Genomic DNA, 26,983 nt, shown 5'->3' with positions numbered 1-26,983 from the left:
CGGACGCTCTTCAAAGGAGGCTCTCCCGCCCGTCGCAGGCGCATCAGGCGATGCGCCGCTCCCGTTGGGCCGGGCACCTCCGCTGCGGTGCGGCGCAGCGTCCGTGGCAGGCGGTGCCGCGCTCTGCGCCAGCAGGGCGCCGCGCCCAACTGCGACGCAGAATTACCAATTCTGACGGAGCAGGCGGGAGCATTTGCAGCCGGAATTTTCTGTGATCAGGGCTGACAACGCGCGTTTGCGCCCTAGAACCTGCCTCATGCGCGCGTTTGCCTCTCTTCTTTGCTTCCTGCTGTGTTCCGCTGCCCTTCAGGCGCAGGAGCGGCGGCAGAGCCATTGCATTGCGCTGGCCCGGTCCGCGCCCGGTCTGGAGTACCTGCAGCAGGCCAGCTGGCGGGACCCGGTTGCCGAGGACAGCGTGCAGATCCGCTATATCGCCCATGCCTCTTTCCTGCTGCGCACCGCAGGCGGGCTGAATGTGGTCACTGATTTCACCGGCTTCACCGGCGCTGCGCCGCTGATCCCGGATGTGGTCACCATGAACCACGCCCATGAGACCCATTGGACCGCCCATCCCGACCCGGCGATCCCGCATGTGCTGGAGGGCTGGGGGCCGTCTGGCCAAGGTATCGACCACCATCTGGACCTTGGCGAGATGCTGATCCGCAATGTGCCCACAGACATCCGCAACATGTTCGGCGGGGTGGAGGAACGCGGGAATTCTATTTTTGTCTTCGAGGCCGCGGGCCTGTGCATCGGCCATCTGGGGCACCTGCACCATGTGCCGACACCGGAGCAATTTGCGGCGCTGGGGCGGCTTGATGTGGTGATGGCGGCGGTGGACGGCGGCATCACCCTGCCGCTGGATCAGATGCTGGAGGTGCTGGGGCGGCTGCGCTCTTCTGTGATCATCCCGATGCACTGGTTCAGCGACTACTCGTTGCAGAGTTTCCTGTCCCGGATCGGCCCGGAATTTGATGTGGTGGATGAAGGCAACAGCGCGCTGTCGGTGTCCCTGCGCAGCCTGCCCAGCCGCCCGACCATCCATGTGCTGCGGCCCAAGTACCTGCTGGACGCGGAGTGAGCCGCCTTGCCAGCCACGGGGCCTTGCGGCATGGATAGGGCATGACGCTGAACCCTGCCGATCCCGCCTTTGCCGCCCGCCTTGCAACCCTGCTGCCTAAGGGCGTGCTTCGGCCTGCTGAACCGCGGTATCTGGAAGAGCCGCGCGGCCGGTACCGGGGGCAGGCGGGGCTGCTGGCGCTGCCGCGCAACGTGGAGGAAGTGTCCATTCTGGTCCGCGAAGCCAATGCCGCGCGGGTGGCTGTGGTGCCTTATGGCGGCGGCACCGGGCTGGTGGGTGGCCAGGTGAAGCCGGACGGGGTGGCGCCGCTGGTGATCTCGCTGGAGCGGATGGCAGCGATCCGGGCGGTTCATGCCCGGGAGAACGTGCTGATCGCAGAAGCGGGCGCCATTCTGGCCGATGTGCAGGCGGCAGCGCAGGAAGCCGGGCGCCTGTTCCCGCTGTCGCTGGCGGCAGAAGGCTCGGCCCGGATCGGCGGCAATCTTTCGACCAATGCCGGCGGCGTCAACGTGCTGCGCTACGGCAATGCCCGCGACCTCTGCCTGGGGCTGGAGGCGGTGCTGCCCACGGGCGAGGTCTGGCACGGGCTGTCGCGGCTGAGGAAAGACAACACCGGCTATGACCTTCGCAATCTCTTGATCGGGGCCGAGGGCACATTGGGGGTGATCACCGCTGCGGCGCTGAAATTGTCGCCGGTCCCGGCGTCGCAGGGCACCGCGGTCTTTACCGTGGCGGACCCGCAGGCCGCCATTGATCTGCTGGCCCTGGCCCGGGATCACGCGGGCGAGGGTGTCAGCGCCTTTGAACTGATCCACCGGCAGGGGCTGGAATTCCTGGCGGAAACATTGCCGCAGGTCCGCCAGCCCTTTGGTAAGGCGCCGGAGTGGTGCGTGCTGATCGAGCTGGGCCTGCCGCGGGGGCTGGAGGCGGAAGACACCCTTGCTGCGCTGTTTGAAGCCGCTGAGGCGGCAGGGCTTGCCAGCGACGGGGTGATTGCCCAGTCGGACAGCCAGCGGCAGATGATGTGGGCCGTGCGCGAGCATATCCCGTTGGCCAACAAGGCCATCGGATCGGTGTCCAGCCATGACATTTCGGTACCCATATCGGACATCCCGGCCTTCATCGAACAGGGCAGAGCGGTGGTGGCCGGGCTTGGCGATTTCCGCATCAATTGCTTTGGCCACCTGGGCGACGGTAATCTGCACTACAATGTGTTTCCGGCCAAGGGCCGCAAGCGGGAGGAGTACGACGACTTGCGCGGTGCGGTGAAAGAAGCGGTGCATGATCTGGTCCACGCCTTCGGCGGCTCCTTCAGTGCCGAGCACGGGGTAGGGCGGATGAAGACAGGCGATCTGGAGCGCTATGGCGATCCGGCCAAGCTGGCCGCGATGCGGGCCATCAAACAGGCGCTGGACCCCAATGGCATCATGAACCCGGGTGCGGTACTGCGCACGGAGTGATTTGGTTTAGTGTCTTTGGAGGGCTCCCGCACCCGCGGCTGCCCGGCTGTGCCGGACCGCCTGGCGGCTTTGGGCCCGGCGCCGCGCATCCGCGCGGCGCGCCCCTTCCGGCCCTAGGGGCCTGAAGGGGCCATGCCCAACGGGAACAGCCTTTCCCTGGAAAGGCGCCTGACCGGCGGGAGTGCCCGGGCTGGCAGCCTAGACGGTCAGGAGAGAAGCTTCAGAGGCCCTCGAACTCGCACAGTACATGGACATCCATCCCCATGCTCTCCAGCAGCTTGCGGCCGCCCAGCTCCGGCAGGTCGACAATGAAGGAGCAGGAGACGATCTCGCCGCCCAAGCGCTCGATCAGTTTGATGCCCGCCCCCGCGGTGCCGCCGGTGGCCAGCAGGTCGTCCACCACCAGGATCTTCTCACCCGGCTTGATCGCGTCGTCGTGGATTTCAACAATCGCCTCGCCGTATTCCAGCTTGTACTCCTGGCTGATGGTGGTGCCGGGCAGCTTGCCCTTCTTGCGGATCGGCACAAAGCCGACGCTCAGCTGGTGCGCGATCGCACCGCCGAGGATGAAGCCGCGCGCCTCAAGCCCTACCACCTTGTCGATCTGCTCGCCGGCATAGGGGTGCAGCATCTGGTCAATTGCCATGCGGAAGCCGCGCGGATCGGCAAACAGGGTGGTCACGTCGCGGAACATGATCCCTTCATGCGGGAAGTCGACGATGGTGCGGATGTAATCCTTGACGGCGGTCTTCTTAGGCATCGGCTTGGCTCTCTTTGACGCAGCGTTGATGGCAGCCAGGCAGAAGGCCGGGCCACGGGCGGTTTCGCCCATGCGGCGCTGTCTTGCAAGGGTCAAGACGGCGCGGATCTCTGCCGGAACGGTCTGAAACGGCGCTGCCGCACGTCATACGGGGCGCCGCAGCAGCGCGGTTGCAGCCCCCATGCCGATCAAAGCCAAACCGCCGGTGCGCGTCACTGCTGCAGCCGCGGCGGGTTTGGCGATCCAGCGGCGCAGCCGGTCAGCCAGCAGCGCATAGGCCAGAGCGTTCAGCGCCGCCAGCCCCACAAAGGTTGCAGTCAGGATGGCAAACTGCGGCAGGACCGGTGCTTCGGGCCGGATGAACTGCGGCACAAAAGCGATGAAGAAAGCGATTGATTTCGGGTTCAAGGCCGTGACGGCAGCTGTATGCCCGAACACGCCGCGTGCCTTGACGCCGGCCTCCGGCTGCAACTGCGCCAGAGCCGCGGATGGCGCGCTGCGCCAGAGTTTGATGCCGAGCCACACAAGATAGGCCGCGCCAATCCACTTGAGCGCTGTAAACAGCGTAGCCGAAGCCATCACCAGCGCGCCGAGCCCGGCCAGGGATGCACTCATTGCTATCAGGTCGCCAGTTGCCACCCCAAGTGCCGAGGCAACAGCGACCTGCCGCCCCTTGGTCAGGGCATAGCTTAGCACCAGCAGCACAGTCGGGCCGGGGATCAGCAGCAGGGCGGTCGAGGCAGCGGCAAAAGCCAGCCAGAGGTTCAGATCCATAGGTTTCTCCTTGCGGCTCACGTGCCGAAGGGAGCCTTAGAATTGCAGTGCAGTCAACAGCGGTGTCAGCGGGCTGAACCGGTGCTCCAGCGCATCAGCGCTTCCAGTGGTCCGTGCCTGGCAAAGATGTTCCAGACCCGCACCAGCAGCATCGACAGCGCACAGAACCCCAGCGAGAAGCCAAAGATCTGCTGCACGCCCAATGAGCCGTCGAGCCGGCCCATGGCCTCCAGCGTGCCCATTCCCAGCAGGATATGCGCCGCATAAAGGCTGAGCGCCTGCCGCCCGGGGGCTGCCAGCCACCCGGCCAGCCCCGCCTTGGCAAGGGCCGGGCCGATGGCCAGCATCAGCCCGGTTGCCATCAGCGCGCTGCCAGAGGCCGCGATGACATAGAAAGGACCCGGCGGGATGGCGCTGGTGTTCAGGAGATCAATCAGCTCCGGATCCTGCACCAGCGCACCGGGCAGCGCCCCAAGGCCGGCGGCCACTGCCCCCCAGAGGATCAGGCGCATCTGAACAGCGCGGCTGGCCAGGTCCAGACGGCCTGCCCACATGCCCAGGAGCAGGAAGGCGGCCCAGGGAAACACCGGGTGCCAGCCGTTGAAGAAGGAATGCCGCAGGAAGCCCTCAAGGGTCCAGAAATCCGCATATTCGAGAGTTTCCCAGTTCCAATGCGCCTCATACTCCAGCGCCAGCAGGCTTATGAACCCGATGATCAGAATGGCCGCAGCGGCCCGCAGAAGCGCCCCGCTGGAGACGGTCAGAAATGGCAGTGCCACCAGGAAATAAAGCGCGTAGAAATGCAGGATATCGGCCTCGAAGATGGTCAGGTTCACAAGGCCGATTGCGAACAGGAACAGGGCGCGGCGGAACAAGACTGCCCGGCTGGGTTTGCCTAGCGACAGCCCGATCCCGGCCAGCACCACAAACAGTGCGGCGGCCCGGCCCTCCAGGCTGCTGGTGAACACAGATATGGCATCGGTTCCGGGTGTTACCTGGGCCGCAATGCGGAAGTTGACCAGGACCATGCCGCAAAACGCAAGGAAACGGGCAATGTCCAAACCATGAAGGCGCATGGGAAAATCCTGAAACCAGAAGCTGTATCTGCTGTTTGATAAAGGAACCGGGATGTGCAACGAAAAGGGCGGCACCCTGCGGCCCGCCCTAATTGTCTCAATCTGTTGCTGTCCGGTGTCAGCCCAGTATCCGGCCCGCCACGGCGTCCAGTTTTGCCAGCAGCGCCGGATCGCGTTTCTCCGGGGCGGTCATGATCGCATATTCCAGCGCCTTGTCGCAGCCATGCGGACAGTCCGCGCGTCCGGTGCCAAGCAGACCGGGGAGGCGGCTGACCAGCGCCCGGGCATTGGCGGAGTTGCCCTGCAAAGTCGCAATGATTTCAGTGATTTCCACTGCGCCATGCTCTGGATGCCAGCTGTCGTAGTCAGTGACCATTGCGATGGAGGCATAGCACAGCTCTGCCTCGCGGGCGAGTTTGGCCTCGGGCATATTGGTCATGCCGATCACATCGCAGCCCCATTGCTCGCGGTAGAGTTTGCTTTCCGCCATCGAGGAGAACTGCGGCCCTTCCATGCACAGGTAGGTGCCGCCGCGGTGGATCTTGATCCCGGCGTCCTTGCCTGCAGCCTCCGCCGCGTCCGACAGGCGTTCGCAGATCGGATGCGCCACGCTCACATGGGCGACGCAGCCGGTGCCAAAGAAGCTTTTGTCGCGCGCGAAGGTGCGGTCAATGAATTGATCCACAACAACAAAATCGCCCGGCGCCATCTCCTCGCGGAAGGAGCCGCAGGCAGAGACCGAGAACACATCCGTCACCCCCAGCCGCTTCAGCGCGTCGATATTGGCGCGGTAGGGGACCTCGGTCGGGGAATGCACATGGCCGCGGCCGTGGCGGGGCAGGAAGGCCATTTTGACGCCGTCCAGGGAGCCGGTCAGGATCTGATCCGAGGGCGCCCCCCAAGGGGTTTCGACAGAGACCCATTCGGCGCCTTCCAGCCCGTCGATCTCATAAATACCCGAGCCGCCGATCACGGCAATCATGGTTTCCTTGGTCAATCTCTGCCCTCCTGATGCTGCTGGACCCGGATATGCGCAAGGGAGGGCGGTTTTGGCAAGAGCAAGGTGATAAACAGGGGGTGACATGCGTGCACCCCCTGTGCACCACCCGTGCACCGGAGGGGTGCCGCACGGTCGGGTTTTGCCTTCGGCAAGAGTATTTGGGAAAGATGAAAAGGCGGGGCTATTCGCGCCGGATGATCCCGGTCAGCGCCGCGGCGCCGAGGGCGGTGACGATCCAGCCCGCCAGTGTGAAGAGCCAGCGCGCCCACCAGAGGAACACGCCGGCCGGGCCGCGGGCGGTTGAGGGCGCCCAGGCGTCGGTCTGGCCGAAGTCGATGATGGGGATCACCACGTCTGCAGCATAAGCGATAGAATTAAAGCTGTCCCAATCGCGTCCGGGAATAGTGTTTTCGCTCCAATCACCCGCGGGGTTAGTCGGTTCAGGCTGGTCGTCTTTGACATCGTATTCTGCCCAGTCTTCGGAAGTCAGGACGATGCTGGAGTTGGGTGCAAAGTCTCCGGCGTGCCATGCGCCTAAGGTCAGGACCCAGAAGGCGGCGATCAGGCCGGTGAGAACTGCAAGACTGCGGAAAGGTTTGTAGCCGTAACCGACAGCCCAGCGCAGCAGGGCGCCGGAGATATGCTCGCTGCCTAGCAAAAGGCTTTTGGCAATGGCGAGGCCCATTCGCGGGGTGGATTGGCCTGCTTCGATTATCTCACGGCGCAACTCTTTGCGCCTATGCTCACCGAGTTTGCGGGCGAGCGTGTAAAGTACTTCACGAGTGTCTGCATCTTGCCCAATCTGGTGCAGAAAGTTTGCAAGCTGTTTGTAAGGCTGCGGATAAAACTGACCTTTCCAAGTGTCCTTATCCGAAAGCCAGACGAGTCTTTCTTTGGCACGAAGTGGCGACGACCCAGTAATACGTCCATATGTGAACCCATCTAAGGCCACGCTGTGGTCAGACGGCCAACAGCCTACGTCGTCTACAAGCTCGCCGACTGTTGCTGCACTGATGTTCATATCTCCTGAAATCTTGACATTGTTTCGTAGAAAGAAACCCTCAGCGATGGTCACGTTTTGCATACATAGCGCAAAACTCTTTCCTTGCTGGAAGTGCGCGCCTTCACAGTCCATTTGCCCGCCGACTTTCATGCTGGTTAGGATCGCATCACCTTCAATTATTGCCTTCGCAAGGGAAAGACTTCCGCCAATTGCTGTGCGCTGCAGGTCTAGTGCGCGACCGTCGGGGTTTTGAAATTTCGAGCCTATGAAGTCCGCTGTTCCGCGAATGGTTGCGCCATTCGCTGTGAGAGGAGGAAGCCCACTAAAGCCTGTGAGAAAACAATTCTTTAGCCAGAGTTCACCTTTCCAGCGCGCGCGGGAGGCCGCAATAGGGTATTGAAACCGGCAGTTCTCCAGCTGCATATTGGCAGTTATCGTTGAATCTGTAAGGTCTAGTGGACCTTTGATAAGAGCGCCTTTTAGGGCCACACCTGCGTCTGTGCCAATGCAATCCGGCCCACCGCCTAACAAAAAGAAATTCAATACCTCTGCGCGAATGCTACGGGCTTTACTTGCGCAATTCCAGTTTGCGGGCTCCACTGGACAGGTTCCGCTGCCTAAACAGCAAATTGAACCACTTACGAAGGCCCCCTTCAGTTTCTTTTCCGCTGAAGTGGCCGAGGGCCAGATATCAGCCCAAGTGGTGTAGCGCCCAAAAGTCATTCTTTTAAGTATGCTTCTGGTTGGATTGCAGGTCCAGCACAACGTCCAAGCACTTCCACACCCTTGCCCCAAGGGCCCATTTCCGCTAGGGGCGGGCTGCGGACACTCCCCTTCCAAGCACAGGTACATTTTATGAGACGCGCAGCCGTGGCTTTGCTGGCCAAGCAGATTTCCCCGCCCAATCTTTCGATCATGCAGGACGAGGGCTTTACTGTGTCCCGCGTGCGCACTGAGCTGCTCTCCGGCCTAACAGTGGCGCTGGCGCTGGTGCCGGAGGCCGTCGCCTTTGCCTTTGTCGCGGGGGTGCATCCGCTGGTGGGGCTTTATGCGGCCTTCATGGTGGGGCTGATCACCGCGGTGTTCGGCGGCCGGCCGGGGATGATCTCGGGTGCCACGGGTGCCTTGGCGGTGGTGATGGTGGCGCTGGTGGCGCAGCACGGGGTGGAATACCTGTTTGCCACCGTGGTCCTGATGGGGATCTTGCAGATCATTGCCGGTGTGATGCATTGGGGCAAGTTCATTCGGCTGGTGCCGCATCCGGTGATGCTGGGCTTTGTGAATGGCCTTGCTATCGTGATCTTCCTGGCGCAGCTGACGCAGTTCAAGGTGCCGGGTTCGGGCGGTGAAGAGTGGTTGAGCGGGATGCAGCTGTACATGATGCTGGGGCTGGTTGGCCTCACCATGCTGATCATCTGGGGGATGCCGAAGATCACCTCCGTGATCCCGGCGCCGCTGGCAGGGATCGGTGTTGTGGCGGTTCTGGTCATTGCGCTGAACATCGACGTGCCGACCGTTGGCGATATGGCCTCAATCAAGGGCGGGTTCCCGAGCTTCCACAACCCGTTTGGCACGGGTGAGGGGCTTTATGGCACAGCGCTGGCGCCGTTCACGCTGGAGACGCTGTGGATCATCCTGCCCTATGCGGTGATCCTGGCAGCGATCGGCCTGATCGAGAGCCTGCTGACGCTGAACCTGGTGGGCGAGATCACCGGCAAGCGCGGCGGCGCCAGCCAGGAGTGCATTGCGCAGGGCGCGTCCAATGTGGTGACCGGTTTCTTTGGCGGCATGGGCGGCTGTGCGATGATCGGCCAGTCGATGATCAACGTGAAATCCGGCGGCCGGACGCGGATTGCGGGCATTGCCGCGGCGCTGTTCCTGCTGGTGTTCATCGTGGTGGCCTCGCCCTTGATCGAACAGATCCCGCTGGCCGCGCTGGTGGGCGTGATGTTCATGGTGGTGATCGGGACGTTCGCGTGGAACAGCCTCAAGATCATGACCAAGGTGCCGATGATGGACGCCTTTGTGATCGTGCTGGTGACCGTGGTGACGGTGATGACCGACCTGGCGATTGCGGTGGTTGTGGGCGTGATCGTCTCGGCGCTGGCCTATGCCTGGAACAACGCGCGCCGCATCCACGCCTATACCCGCGAGTCAGAAAGCGACAAGGGCGCCAAAGTCTATGAGATCGAGGGGCCGCTGTTCTTTGGCTCCACCGACGGCTTCATCGAGCTGTTTGATGTGGCAGGCGATCCGGATCATGTAATCGTGGACTTTGCCCGCAGCCGGGTGGTGGACCAGTCGGCGCTGCAGGCAATCGAGGCTGTGGCCGGCAAGTATGAGGCTGAAGGCAAGTCGCTGGTGCTGCGGCATCTGAGCCGCGATTGCCACCAGCTCTTGACCAAGGCGGGCCATCTGATGGTCGATAGCGATGACGACCCGGAATATGAGGTTGCGGTGGATTACTCGGTCAAGACCGGGGTGCTGGGCGGCCACTGACGCCTGGCCGGTGTTAGAAAATTGTCCGCGGTTCTGGCGAACCGCGGGCTTTTTTGTTTGTAGGGGTTTGTTTTTCGGGGGCTTCGGGCTCACCATACCAGCAAAAGCCGGCCCCGATCCTCCATCCCCTGATCCTTGCCTGCCACCCGGTCCCCGCCGCGCCAAGGAAAATAGCCGCCTCCCCGCCGGGGGCGGGGCCCCTCGGCGATTTGCCTTGTCCCGGCGAACCCCGCGTGGCCGTCCGGTCTCAGGCGACGGCGGCTCCGGACCAGCAAGGGCATGGGGGCAGGGTCAGTCGGGGGCGAGGGTTTCGAGCATGTCGAGATCGCCGGACAGCAGGGCGGGTTCGGCGCGGGTGATCAGCTCGGGCGGCCAGTCCCACCATTTGAGGCTGAGGAGCCGGGCGATCTGCGGTTTGGGGAAGCGGAAGCCTTGCACGGCACCGGGATTGCCGGTGACGATGGCATAGGGCGGCACCGTGCCGCGCACCACTGCGCCTGCGCCGATGATGGCGCCGTCGCCGATGCGGGCGCCGGGCAGGATCAGCGCGTTATAGCCGACCCAGACGTCATTGCCGACCACCGTGTCGCGGGTGTCGGGCTGAAAGCCCGCCATCTGGCCTGGGTCGAACACTGGGAAAGGATAGCAGCTGAGCCCGTCCTGGGCGTGGTTCGCGGAGGCGGTGATGAAGCGCGCGCCGTGGGCGATCTGGCAGAAGCGGCCAAGGATCAGACGTTCGCGGGCGCCGGGGAACAGGTAGGGGGCAAGGTGCTGCGCCCAGTTGTCCGGCGGGTTGAAGTCGGAGGCGTAAGTATAGTCTCCGGCCTGGATATTGGGGTGATCCAGCACCTGGGACAGCATCACCGTGCCTGCGTGGGGCGTGCCGTCCGGCAGGAGGATCGGATTGCGTTTGCGGGGATCTGGAAGCGGCATGGCGGGGCTTACTCGCCGGGGCGGGACAGGGAAAACAGGTCGCGCACTACTGAGTAGTCGCGGTAGCCAAGGCGGGCCAGCGGCTGGAAGGCGGTGACGTCGAAGGCGCCGTCGCGCAGGCAGTCGTCGCGCAGGTGCACGCCGGTCACCTCGCCGAACACCACCTTGTTGGCCTCGCCCGGCAGGGTGACGATTTGGGTGAGCCGGCATTCCAGCGCCGCGGGGGCAGCGGCGGCGCGGGAACAGGCGATGGTTTCGCATTCCACCGCCTCCAGGCCGGCATGGGCGAACTCATCCGCCTCCTTGGGCAGGGCGGCGGAGCTGGCGTTCATCGCGTCGCGCAGCGCGTAGGAGACCACGTTGACGCAGAAGACGCCGGTGGCCGCGATATTGGCAACCGAGTCCTTGGTGCCCTCCTGGTCCGGTTTGGCGCTGGTGGAGGCAAACATCACCTGCGGCGGCGTATAGGCCACTGCGTTGAAGAAGGAATAGGGCGCAAGATTGTTCACCCCGTCCGCCGAGCGCGAGGAGATCCAGCCGATGGGGCGCGGCGTGACGATGGCATTGAACGGGTTGTGGGGGAGGCCGTGGCCGTCCTCGGGGCGGTAGAACATGCGGGGGTCCTGCTCTGGTCTATAGGTGTTTGCCCAAGGCTTACGCCCGTGTTAGGCCAAACGCCAGCCTGCAGGGGAAATTGGCGGAGACTGCGGCGTGGTGAGGGGCGGAGACTTGGCGGCGTGATCGAGCTGACAGCGGAAACTGCGGACGACCGGTGGGAGGTCGAGGCGCTTTATGACCTGTGCTTTGCGCCGGGCCGCGAGGCGCTGTCATCCTACCGCCTGCGCGACGGGGTGCCGCCGGTGGCGGGCCTCAGCCAGGTGGCGCGCGACAGCGACGGCATTCTGGCTGCGGCGATCCGGTTCTGGCCGGTGCTGATCGGGGACGCGCCTGCGCTGCTCTTGGGGCCGGTGGCGGTGCACCCGACCCGGCAGGGCGAAGGGCTGGGCGGGTCGTTGATTCGCGACAGCCTGGCCAAGGCAGAGGAAACCGGCTGGGCGCGGGTGATGCTGGTGGGCGATGCGCCCTATTACCGGCGCTTTGGATTTACCAAGCTTTCCGGCGTCGAAATGCCGCCGCCGACCAACCCGGAGCGGGTGCTGGGGCTGGCGCTGGAAGACGGTGCCTGGCAGGGCATTCAAGGCCAGGTTGCCCGCTGGCAGGGTTGAAAATCCGCTGTCTGCTGCCGATGTTTAAACGGCAAAGGAGACAGTTTTGGCAGATGTTCTGACAGACGCGCGGAGCTACACCCCGCAGGAGATCGAATTCGAACTGGATAGGCTGGCGGAGCGGTACCGCGCCGCTGGCGGTACGGGGATCGACTTGCTGAACCGGCTGGGCGGCAGCGGCGAAAGCCTGCTGGAGCGGCTGCCGGCGCCGGTGCGGGCCGGGCTGACAGGCGCTGCGGAAACCGCGCTGCGGTTTGCCATGAAGGGCGCCAGCCGGTCGCGCCGCCTGGTGCCGGATCAGACAGCGGGCTTTGACCGCGTGCTGAGCGCCGCCATGGGCGCAGCCGGAGGCGCTGCCGGGCTGCCGGGGGCGCTGATTGAACTGCCTGCGACCACAGCCTTTTTGCTGCGCAGCATACAAAGCGCCGCGGTGGAAGAGGGGTTTGATCCGGAGGCTGAAAGCGTGACTTTCGACTGTATCCAGGTGTTTGCGGCAGCGGGTCCGCTGGCCGATGATGATGGGGCAGACCTTGGCTTTCTTTCGGTCCGGCTGGGGCTGCCCGGCGGGCTGCACAAGCTGATCGCGCAAGTGGCGCCGAAGCTAGGCGCGGTGCTGGGGCAGAAACTGGCGGCCCAGGCGGTGCCGATTGCAGGCGCCATGGCCGGGGCAACAGTAAACTATGTCTTTGCCGGGTATTACCGCGAGATGGCGCATGTGCATTTTGGCCTCAGGCGGCTGGCCGTGGAGGCAGATGTGCCACAGGAAGAGCTGGCGGCGAAGCTGCGTCAGCGGCTGCAGCGCCCGGATGCAGCAGGGTAGATGCAAGAGGCCTCTTGCGCTTGCCGGAAAGGGAGATTTAATCAGCCTTTCCTGCTAAGAGGGAAAGCATGATTCAATACAGCCTCAAATGTGCGGACGGCCATGCGTTCGACAGCTGGTTCCAGTCGGCGGCGGCGTTCGACAAGCTGGCAGCGGCCGGGATGGTCTCTTGCGCGGTCTGCGGCGGCACCAGCGTTGAGAAAGCTATTATGGCGCCGCGGGTGCGCCCCGGGCGCAAGGCAGTGTCCGGCGTGGGCGAGCCTGAACCGCAAGCGGCGGCGCCGGATGCACCAATGCCTGCGCCGGCCTCGGCGCCCGTGCCTGCTCCGGCAGGCCCGGGCATGCTGAGCAATCCCACCGGGGAGGTGGAAAAAGCCCTGGCGGAGCTGCGCAAGAAGGTTGAGGACAATTCCGATTATGTCGGGGACAGCTTTGTGCAGGAGGCCCGCGCGATGCATCTGGGCGAGGCGCCGGAGCGGGCCATTCATGGCGAGGCCCGGCTGGAAGACGCGCGCGAGCTGATCGAGGAAGGCGTGCCGGTGATGCCGCTGCCGTTCCGTCCGGGCCGGAAATCAAACTGACGTAATTCGAACTGAAGGGCCTGAGCCATGCATGCAGTTGTAACAGGAACCAGCCGCGGGATCGGCAAAGAGCTGGTGAAGCGGCTGCAGGAGGCGGGCTATGAGGTGACCGGCACCTCGCGCGACCATTCCTCCGGCGTGCGGCTGGATGTGTCGGATCCGGGCCAGCAGGCGCGCTTTGCCGCCCAGATCAAGGGGCGCCCGGTGGATCTCTTGGTCTGCAATGCAGGCGTTTATATCGACAAGGCGATGGGGCTGGAGGATTATTCCGCCGAGGTCTGGACCAAGACGCTGGCGGCCAATGTGACCGGCGTGTTCCTGACGGTGCAGGCGATGCTGCCGAACCTGCGGCTGGCGGAAAACCCCAGGATCGCCATCCTGTCGTCGCAGATGGCCAGCCAGTCCCGGGCGCCGGGCGGCAGCTATGCCTACCGCGCGTCCAAGGCGGCGGCCCTGAATATCGGGCGGAACCTGGCCACTGATCTGCAGCCCGAGGGGATTGCGGTGGGGATCTACCACCCGGGCTGGGTGCGCACCGATATGGGCGGCGATGAGGGTGACATCACGGTCGAGGAGTCGGTGGCCGGGCTGATCAATGAATTCGAGGTTCTGACGGTGGAGACTTCTGGCTGTTTCCACACCTGGGACGGCCGTATCCACCCTTATTGATACCCCCTGGGTGAACCGGCCTGCCTCGCCGCGGGCAGAAGGCTCCCGCACCCGCAGGTGCCTGGCTGCGCCAAACCCCTTGGCGGGTTTGGACCGGGCGCCGCGCGGATGCGCGGCATGGCACCGCACGCAGGTGCGGTGCCATGCCCAAGGGGGGAGGGCCTGGAAAGGTCCGAAGCCGGGCGGGAGCCCCCCGCCCGAGGCCAGGCGGCCCGGGGAAGCATTTGTCAGGCCCGCACAAAAAAGCCGGTGCGGGGAGCGCACCGGCTGATGTTTTTTGAAGCGCTTGGCCCTGCAGGCCTGGCGCTTACTCCCAGCAGCTAACCAGCACGGTCATGCCGGAGGCGAGCCGGGTGATTGCCGCGTTGGGCAGGCTGCCTGCGGAGGCGCTCTGTTCGGCGGCGCTGAGGCCTGCGGCGCTCAGCGCGGCGCGGATAGCTTCGGCATTCACGGCAAAGCTCACGCCTTCGGGCAGCTGCTTGCCTTCGATCTGGCGCGGCAGCAGCATGCCCAGCACCGCACCGGTGCTGTCCAGAACCGGGCCGCCGGCATCGCCGGGCTGTGCCGCCAGCTCCAGCCGGGCCACGCCGGTGTTGCCGTCCAGGCTTTTGACGTCGGCGATCTTGCCCCAGGTGAGGCTGGGGGCGCCCAGTACGCCCTCATAGGAGAAGCCGGAGACCGCGACCTCGGACTGCAGCCGCGGCGAAGAGGTGCTGAGGCCGGCAACCGCTGCAGGCGCCAGCGCCTGGGCGGGTTTCAGGATGGCGATGCCGTCGGCGGTGTTGTTGGCGGCAACCTCTGCCTGGTAGCCGTGGTCCAGGGTGATCCGGGTGCAGCCGGCCACCACGTCGGAGGTGGTCAGCACGCTGCCTTTGCCGTCCACGAAGAAGCCCGAACGCGACAGTTTCGGCTTGCGGATATCCAGGCCGGAGACCAGGTCGATGCTTTGCACGGCGTCGCCGCCCTCGGCCGGGTCCAGCACGCCGTCCAGACGGGTGAAACTGGCCTGCATTGCCGCCAGCACACGGGCGCGGCGGTCTTCGTCGCCTGCGGGCCAGATCAGGGTGAAGCCCTTCACTTCGCCGTTTTTCAGGCTGGCCTGGGTGAAGGAGACGATCTGGTTGTTGCGGCCTTCGATGGTGAAGCTGTCCTTGCCGCGCTGGCGCGGGCCTTCCAGCGGCACGATTTCCAGCGTTTGCAGGATGTCGTAGAGGCCGAACAGGGTGCGCTTGTCGCCGGGCTGGCTGATCAGCAGCACCTGGGCACCCAGGTCCCCTTTGCTGCTGTAGTGGGCAAAGGGCGATTCATAGCGGTCAAAGCCAACCTCACCCGCCGGGATCTGCATGGCGATGCCGGCCTTGGCGTCTTCAGCCCGGGCCATGCCGACAGAGATCAGCGGCGCGTTGTATTCATCCATCAGCACCTGGCGCTGGGCGGTTGTTAGAACGCCGGTCGGCTCAAAGCCGCGGGCCGCCTGCCAGTCGCTCATCGAGGCGCGGGTGCCGCGGCCGAAGGCGCCGTCGATCGAGGAAGTGTAGAACCCGGCCGCCTTCAGTGCCACCTGCAGCTCCATCCGCTGTTCACGGCTGAGCGCGCGTTCGCTGCGGCGGGCCTCTGCCGGGGTCTCATCGGGCAGGGTGGTCTGAATGGCCGCCTGCTGCTGCGGTTCCGGGTCTGTCTGCGCGGGTGCTGCCGGGGCGGGGGCCGGTTCTGCAGGCTGGGTGGCATCTGCCGCCACCGGATAGAACTGGCTGCGCAGGTTGCGGCGGAAGGCGATGAAGCTGTCGCGCGGGATCTGGCCTTCGGCACGGTAGACCTGCAGCACGCGTTCGGCGTCTTCACGGGCATAGGGGCCGATCACCACACCGTACCAGCCGCCGCCAAGCGCATAGCCCGAGACATCGGGCAGGCGGGCGGCATAGGTGCGGGCCTCTGTTTCGGCCTCGCGCAGGGAGGGCCGGGCGGCGATCTGGATCCAGACCGCATCGCGGCTGCTTTGCGCCGAAACAGGCGCCGTGAACGCAATGGCCAGCGCGATCAGCGGCAGCGCCAGAGCGGCAAACAGTTTTTTCATGTGTGGGCCTCGTATCCCGGAAGTACTCTTATTCTTTGCCGCGGAGGTTAAGCATTTTGCGGCACCAAAGGGAACTCCTCATGACAGGGGGAATTCCCGACCCGTTGCCGCATTTCCGCAATTTTGTTGCCAATGGAGTGCAAACGGCCGGCAGGGCGGTGCGGAACCGGGGGCCAGGGGCGTTGACCCTGCCGGCAGGCTTGCATAGGAAGATCCCCGCAATTGCTGCCTTAGCTGCCCCTAAAGGGATGAGAGATGACCGAGACCAACGGCGCGCCGCGCTCCTTCCAAGAGATTATCCTGAGGCTTCAGAATTACTGGGCCGCCAAGGGCTGCGCGGTGATGCAGCCCTATGACATGGAAGTCGGCGCCGGCACCTTCCACCCGGCGACCACGCTGCGCTCGCTGGGGACCAAGGCCTGGGCCGCGGCCTATGTGCAGCCCTCGCGCCGCCCGACCGACGGGCGCTATGGCGAGAACCCGAACCGGCTGCAGCATTACTACCAGTACCAGGTGCTGATCAAACCGTCGCCGCCGAACCTGCAGGAGCTGTATCTGGGCAGCCTTGAGGCGATTGGCGTTGATATGGCGATGCATGACATCCGCTTTGTGGAGGATGACTGGGAAAGCCCGACGCTCGGCGCCTGGGGGCTGGGCTGGGAGGTCTGGTGCGACGGTATGGAAGTCAGCCAGTTCACCTATTTCCAGCAGGTCGGCGGCCATGACTGCCACCCGGTGTCGGGGGAGCTGACCTATGGCCTGGAGCGTCTGGCGATGTATGTGCTGGGTGTCGACCATGTGATGGACATGCCCTTCAACGATCCGGACGCGATGATCCCTCTGACCTATGGCGATGTGTTCAAGCAGACCGAGGAAGAATACGCCCGCTGGAACTTTGACGTGGCCAACACCGAGGTGCTGCTGCGCCATTTCGAGGAGGCCGAGGCCGAATGTGCAGCGATCCTGGCGCAGGAGCATCTGGACCCGAAGACCGGCAAGCGCATCATCATGGCGCATCCCGCCTATGATCAGTGCATCAAGGCCAGCCACATCTTCAACCTGCTGGATGCGCGCGGGGTGATTTCGGTCACCGAGCGGCAGGCCTATATCGGCCGGGTGCGGGCGCTGGCCAAGCAGTGCGCCGATGCCTTTGTGCTGACCGAGGCCGGCGGCTACGCGCCCAAGAGCGCGGCCTGAGCAGGGGGCGGCACGTTATGGGGAAATTCCTTGCCCTGATCCTGATCGTCTCCGGCCTCGCGGCCGGAGGGGCGATGTATTATCTGCAAGTCTATGGCTTCTACGAAGACGTGGAACTGCAGCCGGGCCGCGACGTGGTGCTGGTGCCGCTGGACGGCGGCGAGGGGCAGCCGATTGCCTATGCGGATTTCGAGGCGATTGACGCCGGCAGCTCCCCGATCCGCTACCGCGCTTGCTTCAGCACCAAGATGACGCCGGACGCGCTGGCGCAGGTCTTTACCCTGTCGGACAAGACAGAGCCGCGCAATGCGCCGGACTGGTTCGAGTGTTTTGATGCGGCTGCCATCGGTGCCAAGCTGGCGGACGGCTCGGCCAAGCCGTTTCTGTCGGTCAAGAATATCTCTTACGGCGTCGACCGGATTGTCGCCGTCACCAATGAGGGCCGCGGCTATGTCTGGCATGAGCTGAATGACTGCGGCCAGAAAGCCTATGACGGCACCGTGGTGGGCGAGGAATGCCCGCCCCGGCCTGAGGCGGGTGCAAGCGAATGATGCGCCTTCGCCCCTTGCCCGAATTTTCTGAATTTTCCGCTGCGCCCGCCCGCGCGGCCACGCCCGAGGATATCTGATGCCCGATCTGCTGATTGAACTGTTTTCCGAGGAAATCCCGGCCCGCATGCAGGCGCGCGCTGCCGAGGATCTGAAGAAGCGCGTGACCGATGGTCTGGTCGAGGCGGGCCTCACCTATGCCGGGGCCGCGGCGCTGTCGACGCCGCGCCGCCTGACGCTGGCGGTGGATGGACTGCTGGCGGAAAGCCCGACCATCCGCGAAGAGCGCAAGGGGCCGAAAGTGGGCGCGCCGGACAAGGCGGTCGAGGGCTTCCTGCGCGGTGCGGGCTTGACCCGTGATCAGCTGGAAGAGCGCGAGACGCCGAAGGGCGCGGTGTATTTCGCGATGATCGAAAAGCCGGGCCGCCCGGCAGCCGAAATCATTGCCGAAGTGCTGGAAGACACGATCCGCAACTTCCCCTGGCCGAAATCCATGCGGTGGGGCGCAGGATCCTTGCGCTGGGTGCGCCCGCTGCATTCGATCCTCTGCATCCTGTCGGATGAGGCAGGCGCATCGGTGGTGGATCTGGATATCGACGGCATCAAGTCGGGCAACACCACCCGCGGCCACCGCTTCATGGCGCCGGAGGAAATCACCGTCACCGGTTTTGACGACTACGCCGCCAAGCTGAAGCGCGCGCATGTGGTGCTGGACGCCCGCGAGCGGGCTGAGGCGATCTGGCAGGAGGCGACCAACCAGGCCTTTGCCAGCGGGCTGGAGGTTGTCGAGGACAGGGGGCTGCTGGCCGAGGTTGCCGGGCTGGTGGAATGGCCCGTCGTTCTGATGGGCGCCATCGACGAGGAATTCCTGGAACTGCCGCCGGAGGTGCTGCAGACCTCGATGAAGGAGCATCAGAAGTTCTTCTCGGTGAAGAACCCCAAGACGGGCCGGATCGAGAAGTTCATCACCGTGGCCAACCGCGAGACCGCGGACAATGGCGCGACGATCCTGGCGGGCAACCAAAAGGTGCTGTCGGCGCGTCTGGCTGATGCCAAGTTCTTCTGGGAGAACGACCTGCGCACGGTGAAGGAACAGGGCTTTGAGCCTTGGGTGGAAAAGCTGGAAAGCGTGACCTTCCACGCGCAGCTGGGCTCAGTCGGCGATCAGGTGAACCGCATTGCCGCGCTGGCGCAGGCGCTGGCGCCCAAAGTGGATGCGGACCCGGCGCTGGCGCTGCTGGCGGCGCAGGCCTGCAAGGGTGATCTCTGCTCCGAGATGGTGTTTGAATTCCCCGAACTGCAGGGGCTGATGGGGCGCTACTATGCCGATGCGGCAGAACTGCCGGCAGCAATCGGCAAGGCCAGCGAGGAGCATTATTCGCCGCTGGGGCCGTCGGATGATGTGCCGTCCGAGCCGGTTTCGGTTGCGGTGGCGCTGGCTGAAAAACTGGATAAGCTGACCGGCTTCTGGGCGATTGATGAAAAACCCACCGGGTCGAAAGACCCCTTCGCGCTGCGCCGAGCCGCGCTGGGGGTGATCCGGCTGGTGCTGGAGAATGATCTGCGGCTGAACCTGCAGGAAAGTTTCGAGGCAGCGCTGCGGACCTTGCTGAAACTGTCCGAGTGGCAGGGGGCGCTGCTGGAAGCCAAAGCTGCGGAGAAAGACGCATCGGGCGAGGAGCTGGATGCCGCGAAGAAGCGCGTGCATGACATGGCGCATCAGGTCGAGGCCGCCAATGCGGTGACCGCGTCCACCTCCGCCGATCTCCTTTCCTTCTTCCACGACCGGCTGAAAGTCTTCCTGCGCGATCAGGGCATCCGCCATGACGTGATCGACGCCTGTGTCGCCATGGAGGGCAACGATGACCTGACCCTCTTGGTCAAGCGCGCCCGCGCGCTGGAGGATTTCCTGAAAACAGAAGATGGCGGGAACCTTTTGCAGGGCTTCAAGCGCGCCAACAACATCCTGTCCCAGGCAGAGGAGAAGGACGGGGTCGAATACTCCTTTGGCGCCGACCGCAAATTTGCCGAGGAGGACGCGGAAAAAGCGCTGTTTGATGCGCTTGCAGCGGGCGGGGATGCGATCTCTCCGGCCATCGAGGCCGAAGATTTCGCGGCAGCCATGCGGGGCATGGCTGCTCTGCGCGCGCCCATCGATGCGTTCTTTGAGGCGGTGCAGGTGAATGCGGAGAACGATATTGTCCGCCGCAACCGCCTGAATCTCCTCAGCCAGATCCGCCAGGTCTGCGGCCAGGTGGCCGATCTCACCAAGGTTGAGGGCTGATCGCGCACCAGCTCTTTCATCTTGCCAAAAATACTCCCGCCGGAGGCACCGGTCTTTCCACCCGGAAAGGCCGGTTTTTTCGTATCCGGGCCCGCATTCACGGTCATCTCCCTGTTACAAAACTCTTGCGCGATCCCCGCATGTCCTTATGGTGACTTGCAAAGGAGACGTGCTGCAGTGCAGAAAGATTTCGAACAGACCCCGCCGGCCTCGCTGATCACTTCGACAGCGCCCATTGCTACGGCCACCCATGGCGGCCGGGCGAAATGCCTGCAGCGGCTGGTGCGGCTGGACCTGCCGGTGCCGCGCACGGTGGCGCTGTCTTTTGATGCGGTGCATGCAATTGCCGAGGGGCAGATGCCGGACCTGAATGCGGTGCTGGCAGAATTCGACCAGGAAGCGCTGTTGTGCGTGCGGCCGTCCTCGGAAGATCCGGATTGGGGCGGCCCCGGGGCGATCCTGAACATCGGCATGAACGATGCGCGCTATGTCGATCTGTGCGACAGCCTGGGCCGCGAGGCTGCGGCGGCGCTGTATCTGCGGTTCGTGCAGTCTTATGCGGTGCATGTGGCGCGGCTGGACCCGGATGTGTTCGACGATGTCGAGGACGGCGGCCCGGATGCGTTGAGTGAAATTCTGCATGCCTATGAGGCGGAGACGGATGAGCCGTTCCCGCAGGACCCGGGTGAGCAGCTGGGGGCGGTGCTGCGGTCGATGGCGCGGGCCTGGGAGGGCACCTCGGCGCGGCTGCTGCGCCAGGCCAAGGGCGCGCCGGCCGATGCGGGCCTCGGGCTGGTGGTGCAGGAGATGATCCCCGGTGTCGGCCAGGGGGAATGCGGCTCTGGTGTGTTGCAGCTGGTGAATTCAACCACCGGACAGCCGCAGCTGACCGGCCGCTACCTGAGCCAAAGCCAGGGGCGCGATGCGCTGGGGGCAGGGGCCAAGGCGCTGTATCTGGGTAAGGACGCGCGTGGCCTGTCGCTGGAGGAACTGGCGCCGGAGGCCTTTGCGGACCTGAAGGCCCATGCGGCACTGATGCGCCGCAAGCTGCGCGAGGAGATGCAGCTGGAATTCGTGATCGAGAACGGCCGGGTGCATATCCTTGACGGTGTGCGCGTCGCGCGCACGGCGCAGGCTGCGGTGCAGATCGCGGTGGCGCTGGCCGACGATGGTATTATCCCGCAGGAAGAGGCGCTGATGCGTGTCGATGCGCATATCCTGAACGAGCTTTTGCACCGCCAGGTGGCGCCTGACGCCAAGCGCGACGTGATCGGCAGCGGCATTGCCGCCAGCCCCGGGGCCGCCACTGGCAAGCTGGTGTTCACTGCCGCCGGGGCTCAGGCCAGTGCGGCGCGGGGCGAACCCTGCATTCTGGTCCGGCGGGAGACCTCGCCCGAGGATGTGCGCGGTATGCATGCGGCGGCGGGGGTGCTTACGGAAAAGGGCGGCATGACCAGCCACGCGGCGGTGATCGGCCGCGGTCTGGGGCTGCCGTGCATTGTCGGCGCCTCCAACATGAAGTTCCATAGCAAGCGCAAGATGCTGGAAGCCGCAGATGGCCGGGTGTTCAAGCCGGGTGATATCATTACCATCGACGGCAGCAGCGGCCAGGTTCTGGCAGGGCAGCCGGAGATGCTGGAAGCGGCTGAGGATGGGGCGCTTTTGACCTTGCTGACCTGGGCCGACGAGGCGCGTGACATTGGCATCCGGGCCAATGCAGACACGCCGGAAGATGCTGAAATGGCAAGGAAATTTAATGCGCAAGGCATCGGGCTGTGCCGTACGGAGCACATGTTTTTTGAACCTGGGCGGCTAACCGTGATGCGGGAGATGATCTTTGCCGAGACGCCCTCGGGCCGGGAAGCGGTGCTGGAGCGTCTGCTGCCGATGCAGCGCGACGACTTCCGGGAATTGTTCCGGATCATGGGGGGCATGCCGGTCTGCATCCGCCTGTTCGACCCGCCGCTGCATGAGTTTCTGCCGGCCACCAAAACCGGCCAGCGGGAGCTGTCGGAGGCTTTGGGCATTCCCGTGAGCGATGTCACCCGCCGGGTCGAGGAAATGGGCGAATACAACCCGATGCTGGGGCTGCGCGGCGTGCGGCTGGGGGTTACTGTGCCGGAAATCTACGACATGCAGGCGCGGGCGATTTTCGAGGCCACGCTGGAGGCCTCGAAATGGGGTGAGCCGGTGGTGCCGGAAATCATGATTCCGCTGGTGTCGGCTAAACGCGAAGTGGAGCTGGTCAAGGCCCGCATTGATGCGGTGGCCGCTGCGGTCAAATCGGAGCGCGGCGAAGATTTCACCTACCGGCTGGGGGTGATGGTGGAAACGCCGCGCGCGGCGCTGCGCGCGGGGGAGATTTCGCCGCACACGGCCTTCCTGAGTTTTGGCACCAATGACCTGACCCAGATGACCTATGGGCTGTCGCGTGACGACGCGGGGCGGTTCATGTCGGACTACGTCAATCAGGGCGTTTTTCCGGAAGATCCGTTCCACGTTCTGGACACGGACGGGGTTGGGGAGCTGCTGAAACTGGGCGTTCAGCGCGGCCGGGCCGAGAACGGAGACATCACCCTGTCGATCTGCGGCGAGCATGGCGGCAACCCCGAATTGATTGCATTCTGCCGCGATGCGGGCTTTGATTATGTATCGTGTTCACCATTCCGGGTGCCGGTTGCGCGTTTAGCCGCAGCCCAGTTGGCAATTTCCAGCAAGACCGGGCAGACGGCGCCAACATACACAAAATATTAAGAAAAATCAGGGCATCCAGCGGCTGCCGGTGTCAGGTCGGCGCTATGTGCATGTTCCCCTTGAGTGCGATTGCGGCCCGGAAGCTGGACGTTTCGGGCCATTTCCATTAAGGGATGCGATCGCATGTACCGGGGGAACCGGGTACAAGCTGCTAGGACGGGGGAACCCTGAATGAAATTGTTGACTATGATTGCCGTGATGGCTGCCACCATCACGATGGGTAAAAGTGTTGCCGCCGAATCCGGCCTGGATGCGCTGATCGAGCGGGAACAGGCCAGCCTGAGTGCGGTGCCTGCGCGGAAGTTCAGCGGATTCTTCGGAATCCGGAACAATCCGTTTAAAAGCCGGAAAGCACCAAAGCAGGTCGAATACAGCAAGGCTTGGCTGGATGCCCAGCCAAAGGCCACCGGCGGCGAGCAATTCGCCTGCCTGGCAGAAGCGCTGTATTTCGAAGCCCGCGGCGAAACTGTAAAGGGCCAGTTCGCGGTTGCAGAGGTGATCCTGAACCGGGTCAGAAGCGCGCAGTTTCCGAATACGCTCTGCGGGGTGATCAAACAGGGGACCGGGCGCAAGTACCAGTGCCAGTTCACCTACACCTGCGACGGCTACAAGGAAGTGATCAACGAAAAGAAGGCTTACCAGCGGGTGGCCAAGGTGGCGCGCGCCGCGCTGGATGGGTTCAAGAGCGAATTGACAGAGGGCGCGACCTACTATCACACGACCGCGGTGCGCCCGCGCTGGAGCCGGAGCTTCACCAAGACGGCGCGCATTGGCGTGCATCTGTTCTACCGTGACGATCGCTATCGGACTGCGCTGAGCAACTGACCGCCTGAAGGCGGCATCGCGGTGCCGCTTTCAGCCACTGGCGTGGCGTTTGCGGGCCTGTTATGAGGGCGCTGAAATAGTAATGTCGGGTCCCATCACCTGACTCTGCCAGCCAAAGGCCCGTTGTTTCTCATGCCCTCTGAAATCCGCCTTGCCTTTGCGCATCCCTCCGAGCGTTCCATGGCCACTGCTGCGCCGGGCCCGCTGGACCGTATCTCCCTGCGCGACCACACGGTCGAGGTTGAGATCGGTGCCTTTCAGGCCGAGCGCGGCTCTACCCAGCGGATCAGCTTCAATGTGGTGGTTGAAATTGCACCGCTGCCCAAGGACCTGGACGATGATGTTGACCGGATCCTGTCTTATGACAAGCTGACCGAAGCGATTGCCCATGAGCTGGCTGCCGAGCGGCTGAACCTGCTGGAAACCCTGGCAGAACGGGTCGCCGAGCGGATCCTGCTGGAGCATCAGGCGGTGCGCGCCTTTGTGCGGATCGAGAAGCTGGACCGCGGCCCCGGCGCGCTGGGCGTCGAAGTGGTGCGCTCCAAGGATCAGCTGACCCATTCGGTGAATGAGGAAGAGCGCCCGCATCCGCGGCTGATGTATCTGTCAAACACGGCGATCGACAGCGGCAATCTGACTGGCTGGATCGACCAGATGCAGTGCCGCCAGCGGCCGCTGATCCTGTGCACCGAGGCGCATCCGCTGCAAGTGCCGCAGACCGGCCATAAATGGACCCAGCGGCGGATTGACCTGCTGGCGATTGAGCAGAATGCCTGGCGTCTGGCAGCCAAGGACGACCGCTGTGTGGTGGTCTCGACCCGGACCGAGCTGGACTGGGCGATGAAGAACGGGCAGATCTGTGTTTGGGCGCCGTCCAAGATTGTGCTGGACGCAGTTGAGGGGCCGTCGGCGCCGCCGTCGGATTCCGTTGCCCTGGCGGCCTGGTTTGCCGCCACGTTTGAAGCAGGTGAAATGATTGTGCTTGGCGGGGATTTGCCTGATAATCCCGGTGTCCCCTTGCGGGCCGTCAGCGTGGAGCAAGCACAACTGTGACATATTACCGGCCGTTGGTTCAGCATGGCGAGGCGCGCCCCGAGGGTGCGGTTCCGCTGGCGGGCAGTGCCCTGTGGTTCACTGAGGTAGAGATCCTCAGCCGCGAGGCGCCGCCGCGGATTGTGCCTGCCGGGCTGGTGCCCGAGATGGAGCGCCGCCGCCTGAGCGCACGGCGTGCCTCGATCGCTGGGCTGGATATGACCCAGCCGCAGATCATGGGTATTCTGAATGTGACGCCGGACAGTTTCTCGGACGGCGGCCGCCATGCGGGGGTTGAGGCCGGCAGGGCGGCGGCGCTGCAGATGGTGGCCGAGGGTGCCACGATCATTGATGTGGGCGGTGAATCCACCCGTCCCGGGGCCGAAGAAGTGCCCGAGGCCGAGGAAATCACCCGCACCGCGCCTGTGATCGCGGCTATACGCGCCGACAGCCCGGTGCCGGTGTCCATTGACACCCGCAAGGCCAATGTGGGGATGGAAGCGCTGGAAGCTGGCGCCAGCCTGCTGAATGACGTCTCCGGCTTTACCTTTGACCCGGCGCTGGCGCCGCTGGCGGCGCAGGCCAGCGTGCCGGTCTGCATCATGCATGCGCAGGGCGATCCGGCCACCATGCAGGATGACCCGCATTACGCCAACGTGCTGCTGGATGTTTATGATTTCCTGAGCGCACAGATCGACAGGCTGGAAGCGATCGGCGTGGTGCGCGAGCAAATTGTGATCGATCCCGGTATCGGTTTTGGCAAAACACTGGACCATAATCTGACGCTCTTGCGCAATCTCAGCCTGTTTCACGGGCTTGGCTGTCCGATCCTGCTGGGTGTGTCCCGCAAGGGATTTATCGGCAAAATCGGCGAAGTGCCGCGTGCCGATGCCCGCGCGCCCGGTTCTATCGCGGTAGGGCTTGCAGCCCTGGCGCAAGGCGTGCAATTCCTGCGGGTGCATGACGTGGCCGAGACGGTTCAGGCGCTGCGCCTTTGGCAGGCTGTCCGCTGAGGCCCTTTTGGGCAGGAAAGCATAATGCGTAAACTCTTTGGTACCGATGGCGTGCGCGGCACAGCCAATGTTCATCCCATGACCGCCGAGATGGCGTTGCGCATTGGCGCGGCAGTTGGCCGGTACTTCCGGCGTGACGGGTCTGCTGCGCACCGGGTGGTGATTGGCAAGGATACCCGGCTGTCCGGCTATATGTTTGAAAATGCGCTGACGGCCGGGCTGACCTCCACCGGCATGAACGTGCTGCTGCTGGGGCCTGTGCCGACGCCTGCAGTGGGTTTGATGACCCGTTCGATGCGGGCCGATCTGGGGGTGATGATTTCAGCCAGCCACAACCCGTCGGAAGATAACGGTATCAAATTCTTCGGTCCCGATGGTTTTAAGCTTTCGGACAGCGCTGAAATCGAGATCGAAGCGCTGATTGACAGTGGTGTCGAGCCTGCCCAGGCCGCCAATATCGGCCGGGCCAAGCGGATCGACGACGCCCGTTTCCGCTATGGCGAGCGGGTCAAAAGCTCGTTGCCGCGCAATCTGGGCCTGAACGGGCTGAAAGTGGTGATCGACTGCGCCAATGGGGCGGCGCACCGGGCGGCGCCGGAGATCCTTTGGGAGCTGGGCGCGGATGTAATCCCCGTGGGTGTCGCCCCCGACGGTCTGAACATCAACCGCGGCTGCGGCTCGACCCAGCCGCAGACGGCTGCCGAGGCCGTGGTTGCGCATGGCGCCCATGTAGGCATCTGCCTGGATGGGGACGCCGATAGGGTGATCGTGATCGACGAGACCGGCACCGTGGCCGATGGCGACCAGCTGATGGCGCTGCTGGCAGCCCGCTGGGCGGAGCAGGGTCAGCTGGCAGGCGGAGCGCTGGTGGCGACGGTGATGTCGAACCTCGGGCTGGAGCGTCATTTGGAGAGCCATGGGCTGGGGCTGGAACGCACCGCCGTGGGCGACCGCTATGTGGTGGAGCGGATGCGCGAGGGCGGCTTCAACCTGGGCGGCGAACAGTCCGGTCACATCGTGATGAGTGACTATGCCACCACCGGCGACGGGCTGATGGCCGGGCTGCATTTTCTGGCTGAGGTGGTGCAGACGGGCAGGAAGGCATCTGAATTGGCGCATCAGTTTGAGACCGTGCCGCAACGGTTGCGCAATGTGCGCTTTCAGGCGGGGCAGGCGCCGCTGGAGAATGACCGGGTGCAGGAGGCGATTGCCGCCGCAGAAAAGATGCTGGACGGGCAGGGCCGCTTGCTGATCCGCAAATCGGGGACCGAGCCGCTGGTCCGTGTGATGGCGGAAAGCGAGGACGCCGGGCTGATGACGCTGGCGGTCGATAGCGTGGTTGCCGCAGTGGAGGCTGCAGTTGCGGAATAAGGC

Annotated in this window: 23 protein-coding genes; 15 read left to right on the top strand and 8 right to left on the bottom strand. The window is 64.3% G+C overall.

The annotated features are described in order from the left end of the window. Nucleotides 1-256 precede the first annotated feature (256 nt). Both ACXAEK_RS20505 and ACXAEK_RS20500 read left to right on the top strand, forming a co-directional pair. Nucleotides 257-1,081, top strand: a complete 825-nt coding sequence (locus ACXAEK_RS20505) for an MBL fold metallo-hydrolase (RefSeq protein ID WP_475044759.1) — start codon at nt 257-259, stop codon at nt 1,079-1,081. 41 nt (nt 1,082-1,122) lie between these two features. Next, on the top strand, nt 1,123-2,541 hold the full coding sequence (locus ACXAEK_RS20500) for an FAD-binding oxidoreductase (protein WP_475044757.1): 1,419 nt from the start codon (nt 1,123-1,125) through the stop codon (nt 2,539-2,541). Between the two features lie 220 nt (nt 2,542-2,761). Here the strand turns inward: ACXAEK_RS20500 and ACXAEK_RS20495 are convergent, their stop codons facing one another. The 5 genes from ACXAEK_RS20495 to ACXAEK_RS20475 form a co-directional block, all read right to left on the bottom strand. Next, entirely contained in the window at nt 2,762-3,301 is a 540-nt protein-coding gene (locus ACXAEK_RS20495; protein WP_008556837.1) for an adenine phosphoribosyltransferase, read from the bottom strand. A gap of 144 nt (nt 3,302-3,445) precedes the next feature. Next, nucleotides 3,446-4,075, bottom strand: a complete 630-nt coding sequence (locus ACXAEK_RS20490; RefSeq protein ID WP_475044755.1) for a LysE family translocator — start codon at nt 4,073-4,075, stop codon at nt 3,446-3,448. Between the two features lie 65 nt (nt 4,076-4,140). Further along, nucleotides 4,141-5,151: a DUF418 domain-containing protein gene (locus ACXAEK_RS20485; RefSeq protein ID WP_475044754.1), complete on the bottom strand. Its 1,011-nt coding sequence runs from the start codon at nt 5,149-5,151 to the stop codon at nt 4,141-4,143. A gap of 118 nt (nt 5,152-5,269) precedes the next feature. Next, on the bottom strand, nt 5,270-6,133 hold the full coding sequence (locus tag ACXAEK_RS20480; RefSeq protein WP_475045329.1) for an S-methyl-5'-thioadenosine phosphorylase: 864 nt from the start codon (nt 6,131-6,133) through the stop codon (nt 5,270-5,272). Between the two features lie 199 nt (nt 6,134-6,332). Beyond that, entirely contained in the window at nt 6,333-7,877 is a 1,545-nt protein-coding gene (locus ACXAEK_RS20475; protein WP_475044753.1) for a hypothetical protein, read from the bottom strand. A gap of 132 nt (nt 7,878-8,009) precedes the next feature. Between ACXAEK_RS20475 and ACXAEK_RS20470 the strand changes: the two genes are divergently transcribed. After that, nucleotides 8,010-9,653 carry a SulP family inorganic anion transporter gene (locus tag ACXAEK_RS20470; protein ID WP_475044751.1) on the top strand — a complete coding sequence of 548 codons (1,644 nt, stop codon included), beginning with the start codon at nt 8,010-8,012 and terminating at the stop codon, nt 9,651-9,653. A 291-nt stretch (nt 9,654-9,944) separates the two neighbouring features. Here the strand turns inward: ACXAEK_RS20470 and ACXAEK_RS20465 are convergent, their stop codons facing one another. Together ACXAEK_RS20465 and ACXAEK_RS20460 are read right to left on the bottom strand one after the other, a co-directional pair. After that, nucleotides 9,945-10,586 carry a CatB-related O-acetyltransferase gene (locus ACXAEK_RS20465; protein WP_475044750.1) on the bottom strand — a complete coding sequence of 214 codons (642 nt, stop codon included), beginning with the start codon at nt 10,584-10,586 and terminating at the stop codon, nt 9,945-9,947. 8 nt (nt 10,587-10,594) lie between these two features. Then, on the bottom strand, nt 10,595-11,200 hold the full coding sequence (locus ACXAEK_RS20460; RefSeq protein WP_475044748.1) for a flavin reductase family protein: 606 nt from the start codon (nt 11,198-11,200) through the stop codon (nt 10,595-10,597). Nucleotides 11,201-11,323: 123 nt separating this feature from the next. Here ACXAEK_RS20460 and ACXAEK_RS20455 point away from each other — a divergent pair, with 123 nt between their 5' ends. From ACXAEK_RS20455 to ACXAEK_RS20440, 4 genes are all read left to right on the top strand, one after another. Beyond that, complete coding sequence (locus tag ACXAEK_RS20455; RefSeq protein WP_475044747.1) at nt 11,324-11,812, top strand: GNAT family N-acetyltransferase; 489 nt, start codon at nt 11,324-11,326, stop codon at nt 11,810-11,812. 46 nt (nt 11,813-11,858) lie between these two features. Further along, entirely contained in the window at nt 11,859-12,632 is a 774-nt protein-coding gene (locus tag ACXAEK_RS20450) for an EcsC family protein (protein ID WP_475044745.1), read from the top strand. Between the two features lie 68 nt (nt 12,633-12,700). Further along, nucleotides 12,701-13,213 (top strand): DUF1178 family protein, encoded by a 513-nt coding sequence (locus ACXAEK_RS20445; RefSeq protein WP_475044744.1) that lies wholly within the window; start codon nt 12,701-12,703, stop codon nt 13,211-13,213. Nucleotides 13,214-13,240: 27 nt separating this feature from the next. Continuing rightward, nucleotides 13,241-13,882 (top strand): SDR family oxidoreductase, encoded by a 642-nt coding sequence (locus ACXAEK_RS20440; protein ID WP_475044743.1) that lies wholly within the window; start codon nt 13,241-13,243, stop codon nt 13,880-13,882. A 307-nt stretch (nt 13,883-14,189) separates the two neighbouring features. On the opposite strand, the gene ACXAEK_RS20435 is transcribed toward ACXAEK_RS20440, so the two are convergent. Continuing rightward, nucleotides 14,190-15,956: a trypsin-like peptidase domain-containing protein gene (locus ACXAEK_RS20435; protein WP_475044741.1), complete on the bottom strand. Its 1,767-nt coding sequence runs from the start codon at nt 15,954-15,956 to the stop codon at nt 14,190-14,192. A 255-nt stretch (nt 15,957-16,211) separates the two neighbouring features. Between ACXAEK_RS20435 and ACXAEK_RS20430 the strand changes: the two genes are divergently transcribed. From ACXAEK_RS20430 to glmM, 8 genes are all read left to right on the top strand, one after another. Further along, a complete protein-coding gene (locus tag ACXAEK_RS20430; RefSeq protein WP_475044740.1) occupies nt 16,212-17,153 on the top strand; it encodes a glycine--tRNA ligase subunit alpha in 942 nt (313 codons plus the stop codon). Nucleotides 17,154-17,170: 17 nt separating this feature from the next. Continuing rightward, complete coding sequence (locus tag ACXAEK_RS20425) at nt 17,171-17,704, top strand: DUF6446 family protein (RefSeq protein WP_475044738.1); 534 nt, start codon at nt 17,171-17,173, stop codon at nt 17,702-17,704. Between the two features lie 76 nt (nt 17,705-17,780). Continuing rightward, entirely contained in the window at nt 17,781-19,985 is a 2,205-nt protein-coding gene (gene glyS / locus ACXAEK_RS20420; RefSeq protein ID WP_475044737.1) for a glycine--tRNA ligase subunit beta, read from the top strand. Nucleotides 19,986-20,162: 177 nt separating this feature from the next. Further along, entirely contained in the window at nt 20,163-22,739 is a 2,577-nt protein-coding gene (locus tag ACXAEK_RS20415) for a putative PEP-binding protein (protein WP_475044736.1), read from the top strand. 186 nt (nt 22,740-22,925) lie between these two features. Then, nucleotides 22,926-23,564, top strand: a complete 639-nt coding sequence (locus ACXAEK_RS20410) for a cell wall hydrolase (protein ID WP_475045328.1) — start codon at nt 22,926-22,928, stop codon at nt 23,562-23,564. Nucleotides 23,565-23,696: 132 nt separating this feature from the next. After that, a complete protein-coding gene (locus ACXAEK_RS20405; protein ID WP_475044734.1) occupies nt 23,697-24,617 on the top strand; it encodes a dihydroneopterin aldolase in 921 nt (306 codons plus the stop codon). Further along, complete coding sequence (gene folP, locus ACXAEK_RS20400) at nt 24,614-25,609, top strand: dihydropteroate synthase (protein ID WP_475044733.1); 996 nt, start codon at nt 24,614-24,616, stop codon at nt 25,607-25,609. Before ACXAEK_RS20405 ends, folP begins: the two co-directional genes overlap by 4 nt. Before the next feature lie 24 nt (nt 25,610-25,633). Next, nucleotides 25,634-26,980 (top strand): phosphoglucosamine mutase, encoded by a 1,347-nt coding sequence (gene glmM / locus ACXAEK_RS20395; RefSeq protein WP_475044731.1) that lies wholly within the window; start codon nt 25,634-25,636, stop codon nt 26,978-26,980. Nucleotides 26,981-26,983 lie beyond the last annotated feature (3 nt).

This window comes from Leisingera sp. ABM4_101, assembly GCF_056158725.1.
Note: the sequence above shows the minus strand (reverse complement) of the source record. Positions and strands in the feature narration are given on the sequence as shown.